This window comes from Paraburkholderia sp. CNPSo 3281, from assembly GCF_024206515.1.
Classification (GTDB): Bacteria; Pseudomonadota; Gammaproteobacteria; order Burkholderiales; family Burkholderiaceae; genus Paraburkholderia; species Paraburkholderia nodosa.
In genome coordinates this window covers 11,755-37,707 of the sequence record NZ_JAMBPS010000057.1, presented here as the reverse complement: position 1 = coordinate 37,707, position 25,953 = coordinate 11,755, and the positions used below count along the sequence as shown (strand labels likewise).

The 25,953-nt window shown below is 65.1% G+C and carries 21 protein-coding genes; 2 read left to right on the top strand and 19 right to left on the bottom strand.

Annotated elements, in window-relative coordinates; genetic code table 11:
- Positions 1–169 precede the first annotated feature (169 nt).
- A complete protein-coding gene (locus tag M3I56_RS33915) occupies positions 170–982 on the top strand; it encodes a class I SAM-dependent methyltransferase (RefSeq protein WP_254357717.1) in 813 nt (270 codons plus the stop codon).
- A gap of 321 nt (positions 983–1,303) precedes the next feature.
- On the opposite strand, the gene aroQ is transcribed toward M3I56_RS33915, so the two are convergent.
- The 6 genes from aroQ to M3I56_RS33885 are packed head-to-tail and all read right to left on the bottom strand — an operon-like array spanning position 1,304 to position 5,618.
- The gene (gene aroQ / locus M3I56_RS33910; protein WP_254357716.1) at positions 1,304–1,744 is read right to left on the bottom strand and encodes a type II 3-dehydroquinate dehydratase; all 441 of its coding nucleotides are present in this window, start codon (positions 1,742–1,744) and stop codon (positions 1,304–1,306) included.
- A gap of 19 nt (positions 1,745–1,763) precedes the next feature.
- Positions 1,764–2,600: a shikimate dehydrogenase gene (gene aroE, locus M3I56_RS33905; protein ID WP_254357715.1), complete on the bottom strand. Its 837-nt coding sequence runs from the start codon at positions 2,598–2,600 to the stop codon at positions 1,764–1,766.
- A gap of 6 nt (positions 2,601–2,606) precedes the next feature.
- Positions 2,607–3,818: a CaiB/BaiF CoA-transferase family protein gene (locus tag M3I56_RS33900; RefSeq protein WP_254357714.1), complete on the bottom strand. Its 1,212-nt coding sequence runs from the start codon at positions 3,816–3,818 to the stop codon at positions 2,607–2,609.
- Positions 3,818–4,276 (bottom strand): MaoC family dehydratase, encoded by a 459-nt coding sequence (locus M3I56_RS33895; RefSeq protein ID WP_254357713.1) that lies wholly within the window; start codon positions 4,274–4,276, stop codon positions 3,818–3,820. Before M3I56_RS33895 ends, M3I56_RS33900 begins: the two co-directional genes overlap by 1 nt.
- A 2-nt stretch (positions 4,277–4,278) precedes the next feature.
- Positions 4,279–4,671 (bottom strand): VOC family protein, encoded by a 393-nt coding sequence (locus M3I56_RS33890; protein WP_254357712.1) that lies wholly within the window; start codon positions 4,669–4,671, stop codon positions 4,279–4,281.
- The gene (locus tag M3I56_RS33885; RefSeq protein ID WP_254357711.1) at positions 4,668–5,618 is read right to left on the bottom strand and encodes a ketopantoate reductase family protein; all 951 of its coding nucleotides are present in this window, start codon (positions 5,616–5,618) and stop codon (positions 4,668–4,670) included. Before M3I56_RS33885 ends, M3I56_RS33890 begins: the two co-directional genes overlap by 4 nt.
- 106 nt (positions 5,619–5,724) lie before the next feature.
- Here M3I56_RS33885 and M3I56_RS33880 point away from each other — a divergent pair, with 106 nt between their 5' ends.
- Positions 5,725–6,636 carry a LysR family transcriptional regulator gene (locus tag M3I56_RS33880; RefSeq protein ID WP_254357710.1) on the top strand — a complete coding sequence of 304 codons (912 nt, stop codon included), beginning with the start codon at positions 5,725–5,727 and terminating at the stop codon, positions 6,634–6,636.
- 392 nt (positions 6,637–7,028) lie between these two features.
- Here M3I56_RS33880 and M3I56_RS33870 read toward each other — a convergent pair whose 3' ends face one another.
- The 13 genes from M3I56_RS33870 to M3I56_RS33810 all read right to left on the bottom strand — a co-directional run bounded on the left by M3I56_RS33870 (position 7,029) and on the right by M3I56_RS33810 (position 25,947).
- The gene (locus M3I56_RS33870) at positions 7,029–7,700 is read right to left on the bottom strand and encodes an Imm5 family immunity protein (RefSeq protein ID WP_254357709.1); all 672 of its coding nucleotides are present in this window, start codon (positions 7,698–7,700) and stop codon (positions 7,029–7,031) included.
- Positions 7,694–12,238 carry an RHS repeat-associated core domain-containing protein gene (locus M3I56_RS33865; RefSeq protein WP_254357708.1) on the bottom strand — a complete coding sequence of 1,515 codons (4,545 nt, stop codon included), beginning with the start codon at positions 12,236–12,238 and terminating at the stop codon, positions 7,694–7,696. Before M3I56_RS33865 ends, M3I56_RS33870 begins: the two co-directional genes overlap by 7 nt.
- The gene (locus tag M3I56_RS33860; protein ID WP_254357707.1) at positions 12,239–13,489 is read right to left on the bottom strand and encodes a tetratricopeptide repeat protein; all 1,251 of its coding nucleotides are present in this window, start codon (positions 13,487–13,489) and stop codon (positions 12,239–12,241) included.
- A 19-nt stretch (positions 13,490–13,508) separates the two neighbouring features.
- The gene (locus M3I56_RS33855) at positions 13,509–14,162 is read right to left on the bottom strand and encodes a hypothetical protein (protein WP_254357706.1); all 654 of its coding nucleotides are present in this window, start codon (positions 14,160–14,162) and stop codon (positions 13,509–13,511) included.
- A gap of 26 nt (positions 14,163–14,188) precedes the next feature.
- Positions 14,189–16,432, bottom strand: a complete 2,244-nt coding sequence (locus tag M3I56_RS33850) for a type VI secretion system tip protein TssI/VgrG (RefSeq protein ID WP_309249202.1) — start codon at positions 16,430–16,432, stop codon at positions 14,189–14,191.
- 3 nt (positions 16,433–16,435) lie between these two features.
- The gene (tssG, locus tag M3I56_RS33845) at positions 16,436–17,551 is read right to left on the bottom strand and encodes a type VI secretion system baseplate subunit TssG (protein WP_254357705.1); all 1,116 of its coding nucleotides are present in this window, start codon (positions 17,549–17,551) and stop codon (positions 16,436–16,438) included.
- Positions 17,552–17,574: 23 nt separating this feature from the next.
- Positions 17,575–19,482 (bottom strand): type VI secretion system baseplate subunit TssF, encoded by a 1,908-nt coding sequence (gene tssF / locus M3I56_RS33840; RefSeq protein WP_254357704.1) that lies wholly within the window; start codon positions 19,480–19,482, stop codon positions 17,575–17,577.
- Positions 19,483–19,496: 14 nt separating this feature from the next.
- On the bottom strand, positions 19,497–19,985 hold the full coding sequence (gene tssE, locus M3I56_RS33835; RefSeq protein WP_254357703.1) for a type VI secretion system baseplate subunit TssE: 489 nt from the start codon (positions 19,983–19,985) through the stop codon (positions 19,497–19,499).
- An 85-nt stretch (positions 19,986–20,070) separates the two neighbouring features.
- Positions 20,071–20,562, bottom strand: coding sequence for a type VI secretion system tube protein Hcp (locus tag M3I56_RS33830; protein WP_254357702.1), 492 nt, complete (start codon positions 20,560–20,562; stop codon positions 20,071–20,073).
- A gap of 85 nt (positions 20,563–20,647) precedes the next feature.
- Complete coding sequence (tssC, locus tag M3I56_RS33825) at positions 20,648–22,168, bottom strand: type VI secretion system contractile sheath large subunit (RefSeq protein ID WP_254357701.1); 1,521 nt, start codon at positions 22,166–22,168, stop codon at positions 20,648–20,650.
- Between the two features lie 16 nt (positions 22,169–22,184).
- The gene (gene tssB / locus M3I56_RS33820) at positions 22,185–22,748 is read right to left on the bottom strand and encodes a type VI secretion system contractile sheath small subunit (RefSeq protein ID WP_254357700.1); all 564 of its coding nucleotides are present in this window, start codon (positions 22,746–22,748) and stop codon (positions 22,185–22,187) included.
- Between the two features lie 121 nt (positions 22,749–22,869).
- Complete coding sequence (tssA, locus tag M3I56_RS33815) at positions 22,870–23,925, bottom strand: type VI secretion system protein TssA (protein WP_254357699.1); 1,056 nt, start codon at positions 23,923–23,925, stop codon at positions 22,870–22,872.
- 21 nt (positions 23,926–23,946) lie between these two features.
- Entirely contained in the window at positions 23,947–25,947 is a 2,001-nt protein-coding gene (locus M3I56_RS33810) for a serine/threonine protein kinase (protein WP_254357698.1), read from the bottom strand.
- Positions 25,948–25,953: the final 6 nt, after the last annotated feature.

Below are 25,953 nucleotides of genomic sequence, written 5' to 3'. Positions count from 1 at the left end.
GGGTTCACTGTATTGGTCGATGGTGATGGCGTGACACGATGAATTCCGGAACTCCCGTGCAGTCTTGTACAAGTGTCCGAGTGGCACTAACCTGACCAGCATGCGTCGGCTCGGCTCGCGTCAATCCGATGTCGGAGCCCGATACGGTGAACCCGGATGGAGGGGTGACATGGAACAAGACGAATTCAGTGCCTTTGAGCGTCAGGGCTGGGAAACAGTCGCACAGCCCTATCACTCGTATTTTGGCGAACTGACGACGCAGTCCAATGATGCGTTGCTCGATGCGCTTGAAGTGCGTGCCGGCGTCCAGTTCCTTGATATCGCGTCAGGACCCGGCTATCTTGCGGCAGCGGCGGCGCGTCGTGGCGCCGATGTAGTTGGCGTCGATTTCGCGGACGCGATGGTCCAGCAAGCGAGACGCATTTTCCCTGACCTCACATTCCGTCCCGGGAGCGCCGAAGATCTGCCTTTTCCGGATATGAGTTTTGACGCGGTTGGTATCAGCTTCGGAATGCTGCATTTCGCTCGTCCCGAGGCCGCGCTCGCCGAAGCGTTTCGCGTGCTGCGCCCGGGCGGCAGAATCTCGTTTACGGTTTGGGCACCGCCGGACCAGACCGTTGGATTCGGGATGGTGCTCAAGGCCATTGAGAAGCACGGTCGCATGGATGTCGAACTACCTCCCGGGCCTCCGTTCTTCCGCTTCAGCGACTCGCACGAATCGGAACGTGCGCTGCTTGATGCGGGCTTCGTTGAGCCCAGCATTAAGGAAGTCAGTCAAACGTTGCGTATCCGCGCGCCCGAAACGCCTTTCGACGTCCTGATGTGCGGCGGTGTGCGCGTTGCGGCGATCTTGAAGGCGCAGTCGCCGGCAGCGCTGGCTTCAATCCAGAAAGCTGTGTCCGGCGATGCGGCAGCGTATACGAACAACGGTGAGGTGCAAGTCCCGATGCCGTGTGTACTCGTGTCGGCGAGAAAACCCTGAATGGTCCCGGGGCGAACAGGGAGCGGTGAAATCTGGTTACGTCAGACCCGGCGGCGTGGGGCGGAGGGCCGCTTTGGAGCGCGGTAGTGACAGTCGCCGAAAGTACCTCAGGGGCAGGAACGGGTCGTGATATGACTGTTGCATCGCGCGCCGTGCCGAGAAAATCGCCGCGGCCTGTCGTCGGGCACTAGCCGGCCACTTTCAGCCATTAAGGCGCATTGAATAGGAGACGTTTGACTGTCCTTTCTTCATTCGAGAGCCGTCATGCGCCGCATCACTTATCACTGTGGTAGTAACCGGGTTGCGATTCCGGCGCGCCGCTCAATCACGGATCTCCGCATGGACGGCCCGCAGTGCGAGGAGATAACTCTCAATCCCGAAACCGCAGATCTGCCCTCTGACGATATCGGCGAACACCGAATGGTGCCGGAATGATTCCCTCGCATGGATGTTGGACATGTGCAGTTCGATGACCGGACAGGTCAGGATCGCGAGCGCGTCGCGGATGCCGTAGCTGTAGTGCGTCCACGCACCGGCGTTGATCAGCACAGCGTCCTCGCCCTCTTCGAAAGCTCGATGGATGCGCTCGCACATCGCCGCTTCGCTGTTCGTCTGAAACGATTCGACCTGCACACCCAGTTCCTCGCCCAGCGCCTGCAGCCCGGCATCGATGTCGGCGAGCGTAACCGTTCCGTATTGCGCCGGGTCGCGCTTGCCGAACATGTTGTGATTGATGCCATGAAGCATCAGGACGTTCTTCATCGGGTTCTCCTTTGCGCACTCAGTCGAGCGGCACGGTGAGGCGGTCGATGACCGCAGCCGTCAACGGGCGCACGCCGCGCCACCATGCAAAGGCTTCGGCCGCCTGTTCGACCAGCATGCCCACGCCGTCGGCGACACCGTGTATGCCGGCGTTGCGCGCGAGCCGCAGGAACGGCGTGAGCCGCTTTCCGTACGCAAGCTCGTAGGCAGTGCCATCCGGGCTGAACACGCCCGGAGGGACGGGTGGCAGGTCGCCCGTCAAGCTTGCGGAGGTCGCATTGACCACGAGGTCGAAGCGGCCTCGCGTCGCGAGATCACCATAGCCGCAGGCGCTTAAGCCCGAACCGCGCGAGCCGACCTGGGCGACCAGCGCCTCGCCTTTGGACACATCGCGATTGGCGACGACCAGTTCGGCGGGACCCGCGGCGAGAAACGGCAGCAGCGCGCCGCGCGCTGCGCCGCCCGCGCCGAGCATCAGCACGCGTTTGCCGGCAAGCGGGACGCCGAGATTGACTTCGATATCGCGCAACAAGCCAACGCCGTCGAAATTCTCGGCAATGATCCGGCCGTTCTCGAACTTGAGCGCATTGGCGGCACCCGCCAGTGTCGCGCGCTCGCTGCGCTCGTCGGCGAGCGCGAAGGCCTTGAGCTTGAAAGGCGCGGTGACGTTCATGCCCTTGCCGCCGTCCGCAGCGAACTGGCGCACGACCTTCGCGAAGCCAGCGTCAGGATCGAGCGGACCTTCGATTGCGACGTAGGACATCGCCTGTTGCGTCGCTTCGGCAAACAGGCCGTGAATCAACGGAGACTTCGTGTGTCCGATCGGGTGGCCGATCACCGCATACTGGTCAGTCATGGTGTCTCACTTCGAGTAGAGAACGCCTTCGCTTTGCATCGCGTCGATCTCGGCGGCGGAAAAGCCGAGCGATTGCGCGACCTCCGTGTTGTGCTGCCCGAGATCCGGCGCGACGTCGCGAATGGTGGTGTCGCAATCAGAAAAGCGGAAAGGCAGGTTGGGCAAACGCAGCGTTCCATAGCGCGGGTGATGCTGCTCGACCACCATGCCGCGCGCCTGGATCTGCGGATCGTCGAGCACCTCGTCGATGCGCTGCACCTTTGCGCAAGGCACATCGATGCCATCCAGCAGTTCCAGCACCTGCGCGACTGGCCGCGCGGCAACCCACGGCTGCACGACGGAGAGAATCGCCTGCCGATGCGTGTTGCGGCCCACGCTATCGTGAAAGCGCGCATCGCTGCCAAATCCGGCGGGGCCGCCGTGCGCTTCGATCAACGCGGCGAGACGTTTCCATGCGTCATCCACCTGCGCAGCGATCACGAGGTCGCCGTCTGCTGCCCGAAACACGCCATAAAGCGTCGAAGTCGGCATGTCGTGACCGGTCTGTTCCGGCACCACACCTCGCAGCGTGTAGCACTGCACCGCATACTCGTGCATCGAGACGAGTGTGTCGTAGAGCGCCATGTCGATGTGCTGGCCGCGGCCGCTCTTCACGCGGCCGAGCAGCGCCGCGTTGATCGCCGCCACTGCGTGGATGCCCGTGTACATGTCGCCGAGCGAAATGCGCAGCAACGGCGGCGGCTCGCCCGGCGTGCCCACCATCTGCATGATGCCGCTCTTCGCCTCCGCGATCAGGCCGAATCCGGCGCGATGCGCGTCGGGGCCCGTATGGCCGTATGCCGAGATCGAGCAGTAGACGAGGCCCGGATTGCGCGCGGACAACCCCGCATAGCCCAGTCCGAGCTTGTCCAGCGCGCCGGGACGGTAGTTCTCGACGAACACGTCCGCCGAATCGCACAAGCGGCGCATGAACTCCTTGCCGCGCGCATCTTTCATGTTGACGCTGACGCCGCGCTTGCCCATGTTCAATTGCAGGAAATAGCCGCTTTGCTGGCCGTCCAGTACGGTCGCGTGCTGGCGCCCTGCGTCACCGCTGCCGGGACGCTCGACCTTGATGACTTCGGCGCCGAGCGCCGCAAGGCAGCGGCCCACGTAGGGACCGGCGAGGAAGTGGCTATAGTCGACAACGCGAATGCCTTCGAGAGGACGGCCCTGCATCAGTACGCTCCCGGCCGGCGCGGCACCATCAGACGATGCTCGCCGCGTTGAACTATCTTGTTATCCTGATTGATCAGCTCAGATGGCAGCACGACGATGCCCCATCCAGGACGGCTATTGCTGGGCCGCATGGCGCCGACGCGAAACTTCACGTGCAGCACATCGTTGACCTTGACAGGCAGCAGAAAATCCCAGGTCCAGCCGAGCGACATGCCGGGCAGAAAACGATAGTCGCTCTGGGTCTTGAGGCCGTCGGCAATCGAGAGCCCGAACAACCCATGCGCGACGAGGCAGCCAAAGTGGCTCGCGTTCGCATACACCTCGTCCACGTGCACAGGCGTATGGTCGCCCGTGAGGTCGGCATAGGCGAGGATGCGTTCCTTCGTCACGGTATAGCTCGGGCTCACGCACTCGTCGCCTTCGCGGGCGTCGTCCCAGAACTTCTCGATAATCGTCATGCTCACGCCTCCGCGCGCGGGTTGATGTTCAGCGCCTGCGCGACACAGGACGCGGGTTTGGCCTGAATCAGTTCGACGGCCAGGCCGTCGGGCAGACGCAGCCAGTTGCGCCCTTGCGGCATCTCGCTGATGCCAAAGGCATGGGCCACTGCCAAAGCGGCTTCGAGGTCTTCGCACATGACGCCCAGATGCGCGAGGCGCCCTTCGGGGCCATCGTGTTGCGGCGCATGAATGAACTGAAGACCGCCGAGCGTCCAATACTGGCGCGGCGCGTCGACGGTGCCGTCGACTTCGCGCATGGTCATGCCGAGCACGTCTTCGAAGAAGCGGATATGCCACCGGATGTCCTTCACCCAGATCGCGACATGTTCCAGGTAAGCCTTCGAGCCGCTCATGCCGTCGTCTCCTTGCGCGCTTCATCGGCCATCGCGCGTTCGATCCCCTTGATGCAGGCCACCAGCGTCGCGTTGACGGGCGTCGGCACGCCTAGCCGTTGTCCCCAGCGCACCACCGAACCGTTGATGAAATCGATCTCGGTGACCGAGGCTTTTTCGAGGCTTTGCAGCATCGACGTCTTGAACGTCGGAGAGAGACCTTCGGCCGCCAGTGTCCAGGCCTGCTCGGGGTCGGTCATTGACAACGTGATGCCCGCCGCGTGGGCTGCTGCCATAGCTTCGCCGATGGCCGCGAGAGCCGTCGCTTTCAGCAGCGGCTCGTCATAGAGCTGGCCGTAAGTGAGGCGTGTAATGCCCGTAATCGCGCCCGTAGCGACGTTCACGAGCAGCTTGTCCCACATCGTGCCCATGATGTTGTCGCTGACTGTGGTCATCAGCCCCGCTGCGTTGAGGGCCTCGGCGATCGTCTTCACACGGCGCGTGAGCTGGCCATCGAGTTCGCCGATGTACGTCGCCTTGCCGGTGACACCCGACTGGATATGCCCCGGACCGCGCAACACGCCGCCGACATACGTCTTGCCCGCCAGCACGCGCTCGCGGCCCACGATATCGGCGAGCACGTCTTCATGCCCGAGGCCGTTCTGCAGCGACAGCACGAGCGTTTCGGGCCCGATCAGCGCGAGTGCGCCGCGCATCGCCGCGTCGGTGTGGAAGGACTTGACGAGCACGATCACCACGTCGGCTGCGCCGATTTCGCTCGCCTGGGTCGCGGCGCGCACCGCGATGCGCCGCGTGCCGTTGTCGTCGTCGACCAGCAGACCGTCGCGGAGCATCGTTTCGACATGGACGGGCGAACGGTCCAGCAGCCAGGTTTCGTGGCTGCCCTCCGTGAGGGTGGCACCGATCGCGCAGCCTAGTGCGCCGGCGCCGAGAATCGCAATCTTCACAGGGCTTCTCCTTGACGTGTAGGCACACGATAGGAGTTGCCGCCCATATCGGCAATGCAATGACTACAATGGCGTCATTGCACCAGACAATAATGCTCGCTACGCCATGATGCCGACCGATTTGCCTGATCTGAAGCTGCTACAGCTGTTCGACCTTCTGTATGACACGCGCAGCGTCACGCGGGTTGCCGAGCAACTGGGGCAAAGCCAACCTACCATCAGCATCTGGCTCGGCCGGCTGCGCGAGTGTTTGCAGGATCCGCTTTTCATCCGCACGCCCGGCGGCATGGCGCCGACACCGCAGGCCGATGCGCTGATCGGGCCTTGCCGCGAGATTCTCGAATCGCTCAGGCGCTTCGTCGCGTGGGAGATCGCGTTCGATCCTGCGACGGCGCAGCGGCGCTTTCGCATCTGCATGACAGATGCGAGCCACATCACGCTGCTGCCGAGACTGCTCGCGCACGTACGCGCCCAGGCGCCCGGCATCCGGCTCGAGGCGGCGGGAATCGACGGCAACACGGAACGGGCGCTGGAGTCGGGTGAGGCCGATCTGGCTATTGGCTACGTCCCCTGGCTAAGCGGCGGCATCTACCAGCAGCAGCTTTATCACCAGGATTGGGTATGTCTGACGAACCTGCATCATCCGCGCGTTCGCGGGCGGCTCGGTTTGAAGCAGTACCGCTCGGAGGGACATGTCGCGATCGAATCGGGCACGGGTGCGCAATTGCTGGAACTGGCGCTGGCGCGCGAGCGGATCGAGCGTGACGTCGTGCTGCAGTTACCGGGATTCCTCGGGCTCGGAACGATCGTCCAGACGACCGATCTGGTCGCCACGCTGCCACGCCACATTGGAGAAACGCTCGCGCAGGCCAACGATCTGGCTATACATTCGTGCCCCATCTCCGTGGATGGTTTCGCCGTCCGGCAACATTGGCATGCCCGGTATCATCACGAGGCCGGGAATCGCTGGTTGCGTAGTGTGGTCCTTCAGCTGTTTGGAGTATCGCCGTGTAAATGACACTAAGGCGCCGTGCGCCATTTCACGGACAATACGACCGTTGTACCTCTGCAACCAGCCGTTGCCACAGTCTATGAGCGAGCGTCCGGGTTGGGTCGGTTTGATGCATTCGCCGTCCGCCCGTGGTCGGCCAGGAAGAGACGCTCGACTTGGGTTCATAGATCGTTGACACCCATTAGCGGACCCGGTGTCAAGTGAGCGTGCGCGGCATCTTCAGTTCAGTGAAGGATCTGGATCGCAAACTGATGCATTACATTCGCGAGCACAGCAAGAACCCGAAGCCAATCAAGTGGAAATATGACGAACCTTCGTCTCGGATTCGAGCGGTGCCAATTCAATGACGCAGCGGACTAGCGGAATTATCGAACACCTTACCGCATCTGTGATAATCGCTAGCGAAAATTGTGAGCTGCAACAGCAAGTTCGGCGGCCTTCGCGAGGTACTGCAGCCAGAACGCTTCCCGGCGAGCGTTGAGTTCACCCTGCCGTTCGCCCTGCGTCTCGTCCTGGACCCAGGGGCTCGCCCCATCGCAGAACGCGAGGCAAGCGTACATTTCCGGCGTCCACCCTTCAGTATCAGGTCCTTCGTCTTCTGCTTCGAGCCACAGGTGATCGCAGATGCATGAACCGATCGCCCCGCCTGCGCCAAGCAAAATCAGCGACGCTACCTCATAGTCCTGCCAAAGCTCGTAAATGTACTGGAGCATATTCCCATAGCGGTAAGCGGTTCTCTCGGTCGAAGCCCAGTCGTCAATCCGGTCGAGTCGGCGCTCGGCGACGTCGAGGATTTTGGTGGGGTGATCCGTCGAATTGACCAGGTCTGCACCGGCGCGCGCCTCGTCTGCCGCATACCACGGCAGAACGCTCCGTACCGCATATATCGCGAGCCTGCCACGCCGGTCATGACCCGGCGATATCGCTCCGGCCCGTACCTCGGCCGGGTCCAGCCGCTCACCGAAGGAGGCCCACAAACGCTGTCTTGCGTTCAGTGGCAAGTGGTGCGTGGGCGACGCGATCACAATGGCTCGGCAATCGGCAACAAGTTCGCGGGTCTTTTCTACCATGGGATACCCTCGTAATTCTGCCGGGTGGCCGTCGGATCGACCTTGCTGGACACTTTACCGACGTATTCTCCATCGCTATGGTAAATGTCGACGGTCCCATCGGGGTGATAGATTCGCTGGTATTCCGGGTCGCTGACGATATGCGTGACACGCGTATATTGGGCATGCCTCCTCAACCAGTCCCGGCACATGCCGCATGAGGGTCTCGATATGCCAATGACATTCGGCTCCCGCCCGTAAAAATGATTGTCATGTCCGGCCAGCATTTCCGCATGGGACGCATTCGTTCTCCCCACTACATCACCATCGGCCGGATGCCCTTTGATAGGCATCCCGAGCTCTTCCATCAGCGCAACCATGTTTTCGCCCGAAAGATGCTCGCCTCGTGGATCAAGCTCCTGCGGTTGCTTCTTCGCTTGCCCGTTTTGCACACGAGCCCCATCTTCGGGGTCCCCACAGGCAGTGCACATGCCCCGGCCCGTCGCATCGGTCTGCCTGTGCAGATCATCGGCAATCTCGCCCGCCTTTGACGCGCCCTTCGTGACAAACGACTGGGCTGACGTATCCTTGCGCTCCGCGTCGAGCTGCTGCTTTGACTTCTGTCGATCCGGAGGCCGTTCGGCAGCGCGGCCATTGCCTGCATGCTCGCAATCGTCGAAATGGTTATTTCCCGGAGCGCCACAGCAATCCTTGAGCCCCAGGATATCCACCGCCACCAGCGGGTTGGCAGCGTATGCGTATAAATTCACGCCCCCGGCCTGTCCCACGGGGTCCGATTGCAAATAGCGGCAAAGCGCCGGGCTGTACGTCCTGAACCGGTTATAGTGCAAACCCGTTGGCGCGTCGTAATAATGGCCTGGAAACCGCAGGTTATATTCGATCTCGCCGTGGTCAGCCACGGTAACCGTCCCATAAGGATCGATGTCTCGCGCGCGCCATACCGTCCTGCATTCGTCATCATCAATCTGCTCCGCAAGCCCGACCTGATTAACCACAACGTAATAGACCCGGCCACTATCGAGCGGGGCTTGCGGCGAGTCATAGTCGATGAATAGGAACGGCACCAGCGCCATCTCGTCCGGATAGACGTACAGGCGCAGCCTGCCGTCCGCACGGGACTCCGCGGCCAGCCTGTCGCGGTCCCAGTAATAGTCGATACGATGTGCGCCGATTGTGCTGGCAGTGCGTCGGCACAGCCCGTCGTATTGCGCTGCCCACGCCTCGTCGCGATCGCTCCAGTGCACTTCCACCAGCAAGTCCATGCTGTTATAGCGGTATACCGTATGCGCCTCTGGCGCGCGAATCTCTTCGGCCAGACGGTTACGTTCGTCGTAGCGAAACAGGCTGCGTGACGCGGCAGCCAGCCGGTTTCCCTCCATGCACTGGATAGACGGATAGGACGGCGTAGAGACAAGATTGCCTCCCCGGTCATATTCGAAGCGCCGCACCGGCCAACCGTCTTGACTCTCCTCCACCAGCCTGTGGGCGGCATCGTATCGATACTCCGTCCTGCCCTTCTGACTATCGATGACGCATCGCAACTCGCCTGTCGCGCTGTAGCTATACTCCGCACAATGGACGTCTTGCGCGCGTCCCTCGGACCACGTCAGGCGTGCGACGCATCGCCCTTGCGGGTCATACGCGTAGAGTCGATTCATGCCGTTGGCAAGACGCAGCAGGACCTTGCCATCGGCACTTTGGTGAAGCCGGTGGACAGCTCCGCCCGGAACGTGAATCGACATGTCACCGTCCCCACAAGATTCGTATCGCACCGTGAATCGATCGAAGTACGTGGTCTCTGCAAGACGCGCGCCGATATATTTGTGCTCGACACCGCGTCCATTGCGCTTGTCCGCGATGCAGCGCCCGAGCGCGTCGTACGTGAACCTGACGTCGGCGCGGTCCGTTGACGCCCTCGTGAAATTTCCTCGCTCGTCGTATTCGAAGCAGTGTGTCTCGCCGCTCGCCAGCACGCGCCTACGATGCAGGCCGCACTCGCTCACCTCGAAGCGCAGCAGCCAGTTGCCGTCGCCATCGCGCTTTTCAACCAGGCTATCTCCTCCATCATATGCGTAGGTCTCGCGGACCACCCCGTGCCGCGTAACGCCGACAATGCGGTTCTTCAGATCGTAGGCGTACAGGCTTTCATTCCCGTTCGCGTCAACAACCGACGAGACCTTCTCCTGAGTTGTATAACGGTATGACACTGCACCGCCGAGTGGATCCTCCTCGCTTACGCAGAGGTTCCAGGATGCGAAGCCGTAGCGGTAACCCCTGCCATCCTTGTCGCGATACTCGAGCACATTGCCAGCTGAGTCATACGCAAAATGCTCGGCTTTACCGCATTCGTCGATGCGTGTCACCAGCCGCTCGCTGGCGTCCCTTGTTTCCTTCAGGGCGCATGCGTTCACGCGGCGCCCGGGCAGGTCATCCACGATCCGTTCGATAGCCTCGGGCAGCAAAATCGTATTCCCCACCTTGTGTTGCGCCGGCTCTCCCCACTGCAGCCCGAGGTGTGTCTGTGGCAAACGATGTGCGAAGGGGTTCGGCAGTGCCTGTACCCCGTTCCACGCCGGCCACACGTTGCCCCATTCGTCCATGCGTCCCGTATGGCGTCCGCGCTCGTCATAAAGCCAGCGCATCACGCGCCCGGCGGCGTCTACCTCCTCGACGATGCGCCCATCCATGCCGGTCACGCGCTCCGCCGCGCCGCCATAGGGGTCGATGATGTGCGTCACCGTGCGCGCATCGTCGTACAAGTAGGTCCATTTTCCGCCATCGGCTTGTGTGACCGCCGTGCGGCCAGGCTGGTAATCGAGCAGGACGCGCCACAGGCCGTCCTGCCCCACGCTCTCGACGCAACGGCCGTCACCACCGTAACGGTAGTAGAACGAGTAGCCATTGGCATCCGTTTCCCGAGTCATGCGGCGCAACTCGTCATACCCGTAGGTCATGGACGCGCCGAGCGCATCAGTTGCCGCTGTGAGGCAACCGGCGGCATCGTAGCGATACCGGGCAATGCAGGTGACGGCGCCTTGCGCATTGGTTTGACGCACTTGCACCACATGGCCGTGTGCGTCGTAGATGAAATCGACCAGCCGGCGGCGCCCATCACGCTGCGCCGATTGTTCGATGTGCCGTAACGTGCCGTCGTCTGCGTAGCGCAGCGTGCTTTCGGCACCGTCGCAGACATGGCGCACGAGTCGGGTCGAACCATGCGTTTCGCTCGTGCGCTCGAACGTGAGCTCGCTATGCGACCCATATAGGATCACGAAACGATTAGTGCCTTGCTGCTGTAGTGCGTAGCCTGCGAAGATGCCCTCGTAGCGCCCCGCGACGCCGCGCCTGAACGTATACGCGTGGGCGTGGCCATCGACGTAGATCGCACGCGTGCGCAACAGTCGCAGTTCATGCTGGAAGCTGTGACGAAAGCCGAAACCCAATGCGCCGTCGCGTTCGCTCCAGTCGCTACGGTAGTAGCGCTCCCATTTGAAGGCGGGCGCGTCGACGGCCGCATAGTCGGTAAACTCATTCTCCGCCGTGCCCCTGACCACGTCGACAGGGTGCCCGCCCTTGCATTCCCCTTGCTCCGTGCGCCGGGACTCCCCGGCATCTTCTGGCGCGTGCGCCTTCTTGCGCAGTCCCCAACCCAGCATCAGCATGGCAAGCGCATCGGGCATCGGGAAGCCGCCGATCAGGACGCTCGCGTCGCCATCGATCAGCGTTCCCATTCCTGGCTCAACGCCCGGATCCTTGCCCATCAGATTGCTCATCGCCATCGCGATCGCGTCTGCCGCTGTCTGCGCCGCCGTCATTTCGACGGTGGCCGCCCCGGCGCCATCCACGGCCTGGTCGGCGGCCGTCAGCCCGCCGGAGGCCACCGGCGCCGCCATGCCGGCAATGTGCATCGCACGCTTCAGTGCGCTCGCCTTCTCAGCCTCCTGCGCGGCGTGCCCCGCGCCGCTCACGCCGAGCGGATTGCAGTGACGCGTCAGGTCCAGCGCCATGCGCGCCGCGCGCGCGCCACCGATGAAGGTATTGCTCGATCCGGTGCAGATCTCGAAGATGGGCGCAAAGCCGCCACAGGTGGGCGCGAGGCCGATGTCGAGCACCCGTGCAGCGGGCATGCCTCCATACAGCACGCTCAGGCAGCCGCTTCCGATCGTCACGCCGCAGCTCGGCATCGGCACGCCGTCGCTCGGCGGGTGCGCGTGCGCATGCGGCACCCCGAGATGCGGCACGCCGATGAACGCCGCCGGCATGCCGGGTACGAGATTCGCGCCGGGAATCATCGCCATGCCCGTATTGAGCAGCTGGTCGAGCGCGCCGAGACTGCCCACCGCTCCGCTCACGACGTTCGTGACGCGGTCAAGCGTGTTGGCCTTCGGGTTACCGAGCTGCTGAAACGGCTGCGCGCCGGCATTGACCGCACTGGCAAGCGCGTCGACCGACGTATTGCCGGTCGGCGAGATCAACGGCGCAGGCGGCGGGGGCGGCTCGTTAGCCGGGCTGGCCGGATTGACGGGCGGGGTGCTCATCTATCGACGCGCTCCCCCACGATATGAAGGAATCCGATCTTTCTCCATCTCGTAGGCTTTCGCCTGCGTCTTCAAGCCGGCCTGCGCATACAGGGCTGCCAGCCGGTCGAGCAGCGAGTGGCGTTGGTGCTCGCAACCGAAGCGCTCGCACAGCGCTTTCGCCTCGGTCCACGTGCGTGCTGCCTCGGCAGTCTTATGCGCACCCAGCAGGGCCACGCCGAGCTTCTCCAGTGCGGCGACGCTCGTGTGCGGGAACATCAGCTTGTCCGCACCACGGCTCGCGAGCTCGAAATATTCGACCGCGCGCGCGGGCTGTTTCAGGCGCAGGCAAGCTTCTCCAGACGCCATGAGAATATTGAGCGTCACGCCCAGGTTGCCACTCTCCGCCGCGGCGTCGAGCGCATGCGCATACCAGCGGCTCGCATCGGCGTGCTGGCCGCTGCGTGTCGCGACATCGCCGATTCCGCCCAACGCCAGCGCCTGCCCAAGCGGGTTGCACTGTTCGCGATGCCAGCCATACAGCAGGCGATACTTCGCCAGCGCCTGGTCGAGCCGACCGTGCGTGAGATCGAGCGCGGCCAGCTGCATCGCCGCCTGTATGCGCTCAGCCAGCGGGCGGGCCGAGTCGTTCATCGCGCCCACCAGGGCGTCAGCGGCTTTTTCGGGCGAAAAGTCGAGGTCAAGCGTGAGCACGTGTGGCGCTTTCGCACGCAACTCCTGCGGCAACAGGAAACGCCGCGAACAATCGTCGCGAACGCAGAAGCGGTGGCCGTCCATCCACGCCTCGAAGCCATCGAGCGCGAGCAGCGGCAACACCGTTTCGCGATAGCCGGTGGCGTCCTCGAGGGTCGATGGCAAGAGCCCCCAGACGATATCGACACCTTCCGCAACCAGTGTGCGCACATGCTCGATCGCCGCTCTTAGCCGCCGGGCGGGGTGCGGCGTCGGATCGGTGCAAAGCAGCGGGAGCTCGGCCCACGGCATCACGCCCTCTTGCGCGCGCGCCTGGTTCTCTGCGTCAATCTGCGCGGCGAGCGATGCCATGCACTGTTGAACAAAGCGGCCCGACGCGGCGCATTCGAACGGAAACAGCAGGTAGACGCGCTGCCTGTCTCGCCGATCGCGTTCCTGCAGCATCCTGAACGCGAACACGACGTCGAGATCGGTTGCGCCGAGCACGAGCGTTGGATAATCAGGCTGCTCGATGAACGCGCCCAGCGCAGCATCCGTGGCGGCAAATTCACGCTGCATCTCCCGATGCCCTCGTGCCTCAGTTCAGCCGAATGTAGCGACTGCGCACCACGGTATCGGCCTCGGTGCGGATATCGACGCCGCCGCGGCCCGCCTCCAGCTCAAGCGCTTGCGCGCGCAGGCTGAGCTTGCCCGCGGCCTCGAAGTTGACGTTCGGGCTCATGAGGCGCACCACCGGTCCCGCGCTCGAAGCGAGAATCTGCACCAGCGGTTTGCCATGTGCATCGTCGATCTGTACGCATTCGTCGGGCGCGAGCTTCACGGTCTGGCTCGCGTGCGTGTCGGGCGCTTCGCCCCCAGCCGCCGCAGGCGCGAGAATCCCCGTGACCAGCGGCTCCGGCCAGTTTGACGGCTGCTCGAGGAGCACGCGATCGCCCCTGCGCGGCCGTTGCCCGCTCAGGCATTGCAGCCAGCACTCCAGAGCCTCACCCAGGGCGGAGTGCCAGCGCACCCGCACCCGGCCCGGGCTGTCCGGATGATGGGTGTCGGTCACCTCAGCTGCAAGCAGCCCCTCCATGGCGGGCACTCGCGCGGGCGCTGCCGGACCTGGGGCGGTGCCCGCATCGAAAAGGGCGCGCAGCTTCGCGCGCGTGACATCGTCGATGGTGTCGGCATCGGTGTACGCGACTTGCGTTGCCATCGCTTCATCGGTCTGATCTGCGTGAGCGTCCATAAGATCCTCTCTGTTCTCCTGCGCGACTAGTTGATATGGGCGATGGTCCCTTGAATCGTGATCCCTGACGCGTCGAGCTGGATGCTCGCGCCGTTCGTCGAGATGACGATCTTCTTCGCGTTGATGTTGACCTGCTTGACGTCCTGATCGCCCACGTTGACTGTTGGGGCCGAGATGTCCACGTTCGTCGTGCCATAGACTTCGGTAAAAGGGGTGCCGGTGATGACGACGCCCTTGCCTGTCCCGGTGATCGCCACGCCCCGGCCCTTGCCATCGCCGGTGATGCCGACACCACCATCGTTCCCGTTCACGTCGACGCCGAGCTTGCTGCCCGTGATGCCGACGCCGCCGTCGCCGGTGATGCCCACACCCTGTTTTTTGCCATACACGAGAACCGCGTTCGCCGCGGTCACGCTGTAGTCGCCTACGGCCACTTCGACGATGCGCGAGCCGGCGGCCACCGCATGCGTGCTGGTCTGCTCGACTTGCACGGTATGCGTGCCTTTGGCCACGGTGAAGCTGTGATTGCCGTCGGTGACCGTATGCGTACTGTTGCCCTTCACGGTGACGCTATGGTCTCCGCCTACACTGGTGGTCTCGTTCCGGCCGATCTGTGCGACCCGATGCTGCCCGATGTTGACGGTCTCGTTCTGCCCGACACTCCTCTGCCGGTTGTTCTTCACCTGCATCGTTTCATCGTTCCCGACCGTGTGCGTGTGGTCGTGCCCCACGGAAAGCGAATGGTCGAGTTCTGTCTCAGCGTCGAAATTGCGCTCCGCATGCATCCACAATTGCTCCGAGCCCTTGCGGTCTTCGAAGCGCAGCGCATTCGCATGCTCGGGCGTACCGCCCGGCGTCGAGCGCGAGAGCAACCCGCTTTGCGTCGCGCTCACGGGCAGGCTCCAGGGCGGCATGCTCGCGGCGTTGTAGACGCGTCCGGTCACGATCGGATAATCGGGATCGCCATTCAGGAAGTCGACGATCACCTCGTCGCCGATGCGCGGTATCTGCACGCCGCCGAAACCACCGCCCGCCCAGGGGCTCGAAACGCGCACCCAGCAAGACGAGTCCTGGTCGCGCCGCCCGTAACGGTCCCAGTGGAACTGCAGCTTCACGCGGCCGTAGCGGTCGGTCCAGATCTCCTCACCAGGCGGCCCGACCACGACCGCCGTCTGCGGGCCGTTGGTGTGCGGCACCCGCGTCGTGCGCGGCGTGCGGTACGGCAAATTGTCGGGCTGGGCAAGCAGATCGGCGTCGTGCAGCACGGGCTCGTTGCCGGTGTGGCTTGCGTATGGATTCTCCTGGAAACGGTACGTGCAATGTACGATCAGGTATTTGCGGTTCTGGTCGGCGCGCGGGCAGCGTTCCAGCTCAAAAAGGTACCCCGGCGCGCACGCGCGTACGTCGGTATGCGCCTGTGCGCGGTCGTAGGTACCCTGCAGCTCTTCCAGGCGCACGCGATTGCGCTGGGCGCCGTGCGCGTCGTCGTGATAGCCACCCGGCCATTCGTACACCGAATAATCGTCGTGATCGTGGCCGCGCGGCTCGGCGCGCTGCACGCCCAGGTCAGCGTGCGGCTTCGTATAGTCGTAGTCGCTCGCCTCGCGCCGCCCCGCGCTCACCTCCTGAACCGGCTGCCAGCTGTCGATATGCTCCTCGTCGGCAATCGCGGCGCGGTCGCGACCGATATACGGAATCGTCGCGTAGCCGGGCAGATCGCGGTGCGAAGCCATTGCGTCACACAGCACCAGTGTGTGCGTCGCGGCCTCATGGCGGAAAAAGTAATAGATGCCCTCCGCCTCCATGAGCCGCGAGACGAAGTCGAGATCGCTCTCGTTGTACTGCACGCAGTACTCGCGCGGCGCATAGGTTTCGGTCAGCCGGTTCTCAATCGGGTAACCATAGGGAGAGAGCACCTGCTGCACGATTTGCGGCACGCTTTTTTCCTGAAAGATGCGGCAGTCGGCGCTGCGGCTCGCGAGCCAGAGCCACGGCCGCACGATCAACTCGTACGCGTAGTAACGCTCGGCATGGCGCCCGATCAACGAGGCGCGCGAAACGATCCCGTTCAGGTAGCGCTCCCCGCCCCCGGCCAGTTCGACGCGCACGGTCAACGCCTTGCCGAGCAGTTCGCGCAGCGACACGTTGTGGCTCGCGGCAAGTGCCTCGATGCGCCACTCAAACGGACGCCCGAGTGCCTCTTCGCCGTTCAGGCGGTAGAACTTGAGTTCGTCGCCTGGCGGACTTTCGAGGGTGAAGATGCGCGCCACGCGTCAGCCTCCCTGCGCACGCGCAACCAGATCGACCACGAGGTCGCGCGCGGGTTCACGGCTCAGGCGCCGCCCGAGCCAGGTCGACAAACCGAGCCTGCCCGCACCGCCGGGCGCTGCGCACGGCACCTCGGACGCGGCCAGTTCGAGTTGCAGATCCCAGCCGAACTCGGCGCCGATGTACTCGCGCACCCAATGCACGAGCCGGGCCGAGTCTGCGCCACCGGGCAGGAAAGCCTGGTAGCGCGCGAGCGGCAGCGGCCCCAGCACGATGCGAAAGTTGCCCTGCGCGTCGCGCACCGCACGCCCGAGCAGCGCGCCCTCGCCGAGCGCCGCGCCCGCTGCACGCAGGCGCGCGACTTGTCCGCCACCGCGCCGTGGGCCTCGCACGGCGCCGAGCGCGCTGCGCTGACGCTCGCCGAGCGCGATCCAGCGCACGACATGTTCGACGATGCGCACCGGCACGCCGAAGTCGTGGCGCAGTATTTGCGCGAGCCCTTCGGGGTTGCGCGTCTGGCGCACCCAGTGACCCGCCTGAAAGGACTTCGCGTGGCGTCCCGGCGCGTCTCGAGCATGCAACGGCGGCGCGGCGTTGCGCGCGCCGGCGAGGCCGATGAGGCTCGCAACATAGCGGTCGAAGCGCGACTCGCCGGGCCGGTCGAGGCCGACCACCGGCTGCGCGTCGGCCCAGGCACGATAGAGCAGCACGATCAGCCGATGGTGGAACAGGTCGGCGAACGCGCCCATCGTGTTGTCGCCGAAGCTGTGGACGCGCTCGTACGCATACTCCGTCATGTGCTGCGGCAGCGGACCGTTCGGCCCGAACAGCCCGAAGCCGTGAATATGCACGCGCGGCGGTCCGTCCTGCGCGTGCCGGTCTTCGTCGCCATCAACCGCCGCCACCATCGAAGGCGCGAACGACAGCGACGGCGTCTGCCCGAGCCGCACCGGCTCGCCCGCTGGATGCTGCGCCTCGCCGAGCGGCGCTTCGCCGCCTGCCAGCGCGTCGATCCAGCGCAGCAGATGAAACAGGTCATGCTCGTGCGGCGCGGCCCGTAGCTGCCGCCAGAACCTCTGGTACCGGTCCTGGCCGGCGGAGATCAGCGCTTGCTGGCTCATGTCCCGTAATCCTGATGATCGATTCATACCGCAGGCCTGCGGCCGATCCGCGTGGGCCATTCGGCGATCTCGCCGCGCTGCGCCGAGTACAGCGCGAATTCGACGAACGCGTTGATCGACGCATGCCGCGCGAAGAACTGCTCGAGCGCCGCGCCGAGCGCGTACGGACTGTCGCCCGCGAACGCATGGTCGTCGACAGTCATCTCCACGCGCACGCCGCGCCCGTAGACGAGCGGCCCGGCCACCGGCAGGCGTCTGAACACCGGCCGGCACGCGAGACCCCGAATGCCGCGAATGCGCTGCGCGAGCGGCGCATCGGCGGGATCGGCGTAGATTTCCAGTTGCTCGCGCAGCCGCTGGGCGCCGGCCTCCTCCTCGATGTCGGCGAGCGGCTGATAGTTGAGCCCCAGATGCGCGATGAGCCGCCATGTCGCGTCGTCGTGCGCGAGCGGCGGGCGCGGCGGCGAAGGACCGCGCACGATGCGCACGCGGCTCACGGGCGCGGAGATCCTCAGCGTGAGATCGCCGGCACTGCCAGACGCAAGATGCAGCGGCAGGTCGCGGTTCGTGCAAAGGGTGTCGGCCGATAGCAGCGCGATACGCTCGTCGAACGGCGCGCGCCGGCGATCGACGAGCGAAACGTAGACATCGGAGCCCGTATAGTTCGAGCGTGTGCCGCTGCGCCGCGCCTGCGTGCCGACGAGCCGCGCCTCTCGCCGCAGGCTGAACCAGGCGCCGGTTTCCTGCGCGTCGTTGGCGGCCGATGTGTAGAGCGGCAGGAATTCGCAGTCGCCGTCGGCGCCCGCGCGATGGCCTATCACGCGCTTCACGGCGAACACCTCGTAGTCCAGCGCGCGTGTACGGTCGACCATCAGCCGGTACTCATTCGTGCCGGGCGTTACAGGGACGCGCTCTGTGCGCTTTGGGAACAGGTTGATCGCGGGTGTGCAATCGAGCGCAAGGTGCGTCGCGTCGATGCTGCGTTCGAGATCGGCGTCGTCGCCGTCCAGCAGCACGAAGAGGTCGACGCTCTCGCTGCCCGCATTGGCCAATGCGCTGCGCAGACCGCACACGCTGAAAAAGAGGTTGCGTGCGACGAACGCGAAATGCTCGCGCAGGATCCGGTAGCCTTCGAAGCTGCGCGCGCCGGGCGGAAAGAGCGCCTGCTGCGCATCGAATCCTTCGTGTAGGACGCATTGCGGTCCCAGTGCGCCGAGCCACTTGCCCTCCTTCCCCTCGCGCAGCGCGACGCCGAGCGAGCGCGCGCAGACGAGTTCGAGCAAACGCATCGCCTGACGATCCGGGCCACTGAGGAAAAACGTCAACTGGTCGAGCGGCAACTGGCTCAACCGCGCCCCGCCGCGCGCTGCCAGCGTGATACGCAAGGCCCGCAGTTGCCCGGTGCCACGGCTCGCGCCGCTACCCCCGCCGCTACCCGCTCCTGCACGTGGCATGCCGGGAAGCAGCGGCACGCCCGCGGGCGCGGGCGCGAGTTCGACCGCGCGTAGCGTGAGCGGCCACAGCGTTACCGGCTGCGCGGTGCGGAATTCGCAGGCCGTCGCGGTGCCGCCCGCAGCCGCCATCAGACTGGTCCCCGCCGGCACGGTGAATCCCTGGCTCAGCGAGCCTTGTGCGGAATCGGCCTCGAACTGGACGATCGCCATCGCCGGCGTGGGCGCGAGGTGATCCGGGTACACCACGTCGAGCAGCCGCTCGGAGAAGCGCGGAAATTCCGCGTCCATCTTCAGTTGCACGCGCGCAGTCAGAAAGCAGAAACCCTCCAGCAGCCGTTCGACGAACGGGTCCGCCACGTCGATGCCGTGCATGCCGAGGCCGCCCGCAACCTTCGGATACTGGCGCGCGAACTCCGCGCCGGATTCGCGTAACCAGGCAAGCTCACGGTTGTAGTAGTCGAGAAAGCGTGCATCCATAGGGCAGCGTTTCCTTAGCGTCGCGGGCGGGCATCGTCGGTCGCAGCCTGCGCGGCACTGCCGAGCGGCCGCAGCAGCGCGACGCCAGAATCCAGGTCCAGCTCCGTGTGCACCAGCATCGCAAGCGGCGGGTCGCAACAGGCGAGGCGCCCGGAAATCTCGAAGGTCAGCACGTTGTGCCGCCTTGCGCGCGGCGCGTCGCTCACGCAGCGCACCTCGACACTGCCGCCTTGCAGGCGCGGTTCGAAGCACACGATCGCCTCTCGCAGCGCGTTTTCCAGATATTGCGTATCGATGCCGGAGAGCGGCGTGCCCGCCAGGGCGGGTACGCCGAAGTTGAGCACCGAGCGGGCGGCTTCGGCATAGTGGCGCGCGGTGCGCTCGTCGAGCGCGCAGGCCGTGTTGAGCAGCCACGAGAGATCGCGCAGCACGGCATCGAGCAGCGCGTCGGCGTGAGCGGCGCCGCGTGGCGGCGCGCCTTCCCTCAGACGGTCGAACAACATGGGCGTCGCCGCGCGTATGCGTGCGGCACTGTCCGCTGGCGCTCGCGAAGGGTCCAGACGATAGGAAGCACTCGGCATGCGGGCCTCACATTTCGCTGTTCTTCTTGATGTCCCAGCCCATCGTGACCTCGGGGCCCTTGCCGCCGTTCGCGTTCTGCTCCCAGTACTGCTTCTTCACGCGCGCGGCCTGGAAGCCGTATTGCATCAGGAGACGGTCGGTGGCGTCGCTCGCATCGGCGCCCACCACGCGCGCCGCGGTGACGATCACCTCTTCGAGCGTGACCCGCGAAAATTCGATCTGCTCGCCCCCCGTCTTGCACGACGATATCTCCACCTTCGAGAGATGCTTGCCGCTCGCGCAATGCTTGATGATCGCCGGCGTCGCCTTGTCCATATAAGCCCTCACGACGAGGTCATCGAAGTTCGCCTTGCCCGCGTTGCCGCCGCCGCCCATCGCCATCGCTGCTGGCTGGGTCGCGCCCCAGGAAAACGACTGGATATCGCTCCAGCCGGTGTGCTGCTTGTCGGCGGATTCGCCGGTCGCGCCGTCCACCTTCATAAACATCGCCACGCCCATTGCGGTTCTCCCGTCTGCCTGCCTGTTTGCCTGTCGAGACCGGCTGCGAATTACGCCGCCAGATTCATTTGATCAGTCATCCTGTTTAACTTCCGGCAGGCACCGCCGGCAGCCGCGACACCAGCCTGAGCGACACCGTGAGGCCTTCGAGCTGATAGTGCGGCCGCAGGAAGAAGCGGGCGGAATAATAGCCGGGGTTGTCCTCCACGGCCTCCACTTCCACCCTCGCGTCGGCCAGCGGCTTGAGCGCCTTGGTCTCCTGCGACGAGTTCGCGGGGTCGCCATCCACGTAGTTCATGATCCAGTCGTTGAGCCAGCGCTCCATGTCCGGACGCTCACGGAACGAGCCCACCTTGTCCCGCACGATGCACTTGAGGTAATGCGCGAAGCGGCTGCACGCGAACAGGTACGGCAACCGGCCGGAGAGCCGGGCGTTGGCCGTCGCGTCGGGGTCGTGGTACTCCGCGCTCTGGTAGAGCGACTGCACGCCGATAAAGGCGGCCACGTCGGAGTTCTTGCGGTGAATGAGCGGAATCAGCCCGTTCTTCGCAAGCTCCGCTTCGCGTCGGTCGCTGATCGCGATCTCGGTGGGACACTTGAGGTCGACCCCGCCATCGTCGGTCGGGAACGTGTGGCATGGCAGATTCTCGACCGCGCCACCCGACTCCACGCCACGAATCGCCGAGCACCAGCCGTAGAGCTTGAACGAGCGGTTGATGTTGGCCGCCATCGCATAGGCCGCATTGGTCCAGGTGTAGTGATCGTGCCGCGCGCCGTCGGTCTCCTCCTCGAACTCGAATTCGTCGACGGGGTCGGTACGCGCGCCGTAAGGCAGCCGCGCGAGGAAGCGCGGCATCGCGAGCCCGACATAGCGGGAGTCTTCCGATTCGCGCAGGCTGCGCCAGGCGGCGTACTCGGTGTTCTGGAAGATCTTCGTGAGGTCGCGTGGATTCGAGAGTTCCTGCCACGAGTCCATCTGCATGAGCGCCGACGATACCCCGCCGATGAATGGCGCATGCGCCGCCGCCGCGATCTTCGAGACGGACTGCAGCATTTCGACATCGGGCGGGCTGTGATCGAAGTAATAATCGCCCACGAGGCAACCGAATGGCTCGCCGCCCAATTGTCCGTACTCCTCTTCATAGATTTTCTTGAAGAGCGGGCTCTGGTCCCATGCAATACCCTTGTGGCGCTTGAGCATGCGCGCCAACTCCTGCTTGCTTGCAGGCATGACGCGGATCTTGAGCATCTCGTCGCTTTCCGTGTTGTTCACGAGATAGTGCAGGCCGCGCCACGAGGCCTCCAGACGCTGGAACTCTGGGTGATGCAGCATGGCGTTGATCTGCGCGGAAAGCTTCTGGTCGATCGCGGCGATCACTTGCCGCACGCCCTCGTAAGCGTCCGACGACAGCGTCGCGCTGCCGCTGTGCTCGAGCGCCTCGCGCGCGAGCGTCTGCACCGCGCTCTGCACCGTCTCGCGCGCAAGCTCGGTCTTGGGGCTGATCTCGCGCTCCAGCAGCACGGCGAACTGGTCGCCGCTGAGCGTGGTTGCGGGCAAGGTGGAGACTGGGATTTGCAGCGCGTTTTGCGGCTCGGTCCGGCTCATGTTCGTCCTCCTGCTTTTACTCGTGCTTTGGATCATTGCCGCGTTGCGGCGGGTCGTCCGCATCCTTCGGCCCGGCAAGCGCCTTGGGCTCGGAGAGCTCAGCCAGCAGCGCCGGATCGCCGAGCGCTCGCGCGATTAACGCCTCCGCACCGCGCTTGCCGTCCATGTACGAAAGCAGGTTCGCGAGCTGGGTACGCGCTTCGAGCAGGCGCCGCAGGGGCTCGACGTTACGGGCGAGCGCGGCGGGCGAGAAGTCGTCCATGCTGCTGAACGCCATCTCCACGCCGAGCACGCCGTCGCCCGTAAGCGTGTTGGGCACCTCGAACGCGAGCGTCGGCGCAATCGATTTCATGCGGTCGTCGAAGTTGTCGACGTCGATCTCCACGAAGCGGCGCTCGGCCAGCTCGGGCAGCGCGTCGCCGCGATTGCCTGCGAGATCGGCCAGCACGCCCATCACGAACGGCAACTGCACTTTCTGCTCGGCGCCGTAGAGCTCGACGTCGTACTCGATCTGCACGCGGGGCGCGCGATTGCGCCCGATGAACTTCTGGGCTCCTGCCGATGGCTTGTGTCGAGACATGTGATTCAGCTCCCGCGCAACCCGTGCGCTTCACGGGATCGATTACCGTATCGATCCCTGCGTTGATCCCTGTGCGGCCCTTGCGCATCCGGGGCCGCGCGCCGTCTTGCATCGCCGCGCATCACTGCGGCGATTCGTTGCGATGACCACTCAGATGGTCGAGCTCGCGCACGCTCTCCGGTGCGATGTCGCGGAAGATCTCGTAGAAGTTCAGCGAGAGCAGGCGTTGCGCGCGGCGCAAAAAGATCGGCGCCGGATGGCTCGGCTCGTGCAGCTCGAAGTAGCGGCACATCTTTTCGAGCCCGACGTCGATGTCGGACCGGCTCGATATCTCGGCGTCGCGCCATGCGGCGCCGTTTGCGCCATTGGCGGTGCTAGCGGCGCGCGGCGGCGCAACGCCCCGCTGCTGCGGCATGGGTTGCGGTGCTTGGCCGCCCGCTTCCGGCGTGGCTTCCTGCGCCCTGCCGGAAGGCAGCGCCGTCGCCAGGATGGCGAGCTGTCGCTCGAGCGCGCTCGCATCGAGCGTCCACGCGTCGCCGAGACGCTCGCTCACGATGCGCCGCAAATGCGCGAGATGCTCCCAAATCGTGAGCCCCGCACGCAGAGCCGGGCTGGCCGACTCGAGCGCGTCGCGCCACTCGCGCACGAGTCGCTCGCGTCCGCCAGCGTAGGCGTCTGCATGAGCGCCATCGGCACCCTCGGCCTGCTGGAGCACGTTGAGCGCCGCGCTCACGCTCAGCGCGCCGAGAAGCGGCTGCTCGCGCGCGGCGCGCGCGCAGCCCCGCGGACCCGCAAGCTCGGCGAGAGCATTGAAGCGCGGCAGCGGATCGGGCGTGCCGTCCACGGCGAGCATGGGATGCAGCGGCTCCCAGTACGTGTGGAGCAGCGACGTCGTGAGACGCAGCCCGTCCGCATAGCCTTCCAGACCGCGTCGGTCGATCCACGCATACGTGAGCGCCACGACGATGCGCAGATCCTTCGTGCGCGCGAGCAGCGCGAGCGCGATGCGCTCCACATCGCGCCATGCGGGCGGCTGCGCGGCGATGCGGGTCTCGCCGTACTGTTCGTCCGGCTTGCCGGCCGCGCTGCGCTGAAGCGCCAGAAAGTCGGCGTCGTATTCGAGGTCCGGTCCGCACGGCGCGTCGGCGCTGATCGGTGCGAGCAGGGTGTCGATCATCGTGCGGTCTCCTTGCTGAAATTACTCGAACGTATGGCTGATTTCGAGCGGCGCGCTGCCCGCATCGAGCGTCACCATGCGCACGTACGGCTTCAACGTGCCGTTGCGGATCTCGATGCGATGGGTGCCTGGCGCCAGACTCGCCGTGCGAAACGGTGGGCTGATACCGCGCCGCACGCCATCGACATAGACCTCGCCCCACGGAATGATCTGGAAGTGCACACGCACGGGCGGCAGCGACGCGGGCATGCGCACCGAAGAATGCGGGGCCTGCGCGACAACCGGCGCGGATGCGCCGGATACCGGAGGCAAGCCTTGCGCTTCAGCGGGCGGCTGGGCCGCTGCGTTCGTTTGGGCTGGCTGCACCGCGGCAGCTGCGACGGTGGCTGCATCGGTCGCGTTGAGGGGTTTGTCCTTGCCCGCCTGCACTGCCACCACCGTCGTGTCCGTGGTCATCGCAGGCGCGGCGGGCATCAACCCCGACGCGCCCGGCTGCTGCTGCGCCTGCGCGGACGACTGCCCCGGCGCGTTGGCGCCGGGAAGCGCCTGCGCGAGTGCGGGCGCATGGCTCGCCGGCGCGGGTGGCGCACTGCGGCTCGCGACCGCCGGCCGCGGAACGGGCGGCGCATGAATCGCGAAGCGCAGAACGGGAACACCCACTACGAGGATGAGCAGCAGGACCAGCGCAGGGATGCGCAACATGCGCCAACTGAACTGCCGATGTGAAGCTTCGGATACCGTACTTTCGTGGCGTTCCACAGTCTCCCTGGAGACTTCTGCGGCCAGTTTTGGAGCAACTTGCTCGTGAGCGGCCTCTCGCGGTGACGCGTTTTGCGCTTGCGGCGCCGCGCCGTCATGCGACGGGGCCTCGGCGGACGGCGGTGTTTCCGCTCCCTCACCTTCGTTCGTGGCAGTGGCATCGACAGGCGCAGGCGCCGCCTCTACGGCGGGTGTTGCTCCTCGCGGCGCGGGCGCTTCGTGCGTGGCGTCGTCTTGCGCGCTCGCCCCCGCGACGTCAGCGGCAACGCCTGCCGTGCGGGCGGGCGCGTCATACCCCGCTGGCACGAACACGCTTGGCGAAACCTCGTGCAAGTCGAGCGCCTGGGCGAATGCGCCGACCGACTCGGGCCGGTCCTCGATGCGCAGTGCGAGCGCGTGATCGATCGCGGCCCGCAGGCGCTCGCCGTAGTGCTCCGCGTCATGGCCAGCGGCTTCACGGCCCGCCAGCGGCCGGTACTGATCCTGAATGCTGCGCACCACCGCCGCCGGCGGCAGTTCGCCGGTCATCAGCGCATACGCGAGCGCACCCAGCGCATAAATGTCGGTCCAGGGTCCTTGCCTGAATGCGGGATCGTCGGTGTATTGCTCGATCGGCGCGTAGCCGGGCTTGAGCATCATGGCGGTCTCGTCGACCATGTCGCCGATCAGCTTGCGCGCCGCGCCGAAGTCGAGCAGCACCGGGTTGCCGTTGGGTAGCATGAGGATGTTGTCGAGCGAGATGTCGCGGTGAAAGCACTGCGCGCGATGCAGCACGTCCAGCGCGCCCAGCACCGAAGCGAGCATGCGCCGCAGCGCCGCTTCGCTCATCGGCTTGCCGCGCTTCTGGAGCTGCTCGAGCGTCTGGCCCTCGTAGAACGGCATCACCATATAGGCGGTGCCGTGGCTCTCCCAGAAGTGCAGCACCTTCACGAGCCCCGGATGGTCGAACTGCGCGAGCAGCCGCGCCTCATTCAGGAACGCGGCGCGGCCCGCGTCGAATGCCTGCGAAAAACGTGCCGCGCGCAGCGCGACCGTGAAGTCGCCGGCGCGCGAAGCGAGCATCGCGGGCATATATTCCTTGATCGCGACCGCGCGCTGCAGTGTGCGGTCGAACGCGCGGTAGACGATGCCGAAGCCGCCCTTGCCCAGCACCGAGTCGAGCTCGAACCCGGCGAGGCGGTGGCCGTTCGGCAACGGCCGCACGCCATCGGCGCCAGGCGGCGCGGCGTGCGCCGCCGCTTCGGCGTAGTGCGATTCGGTCATGTCCCT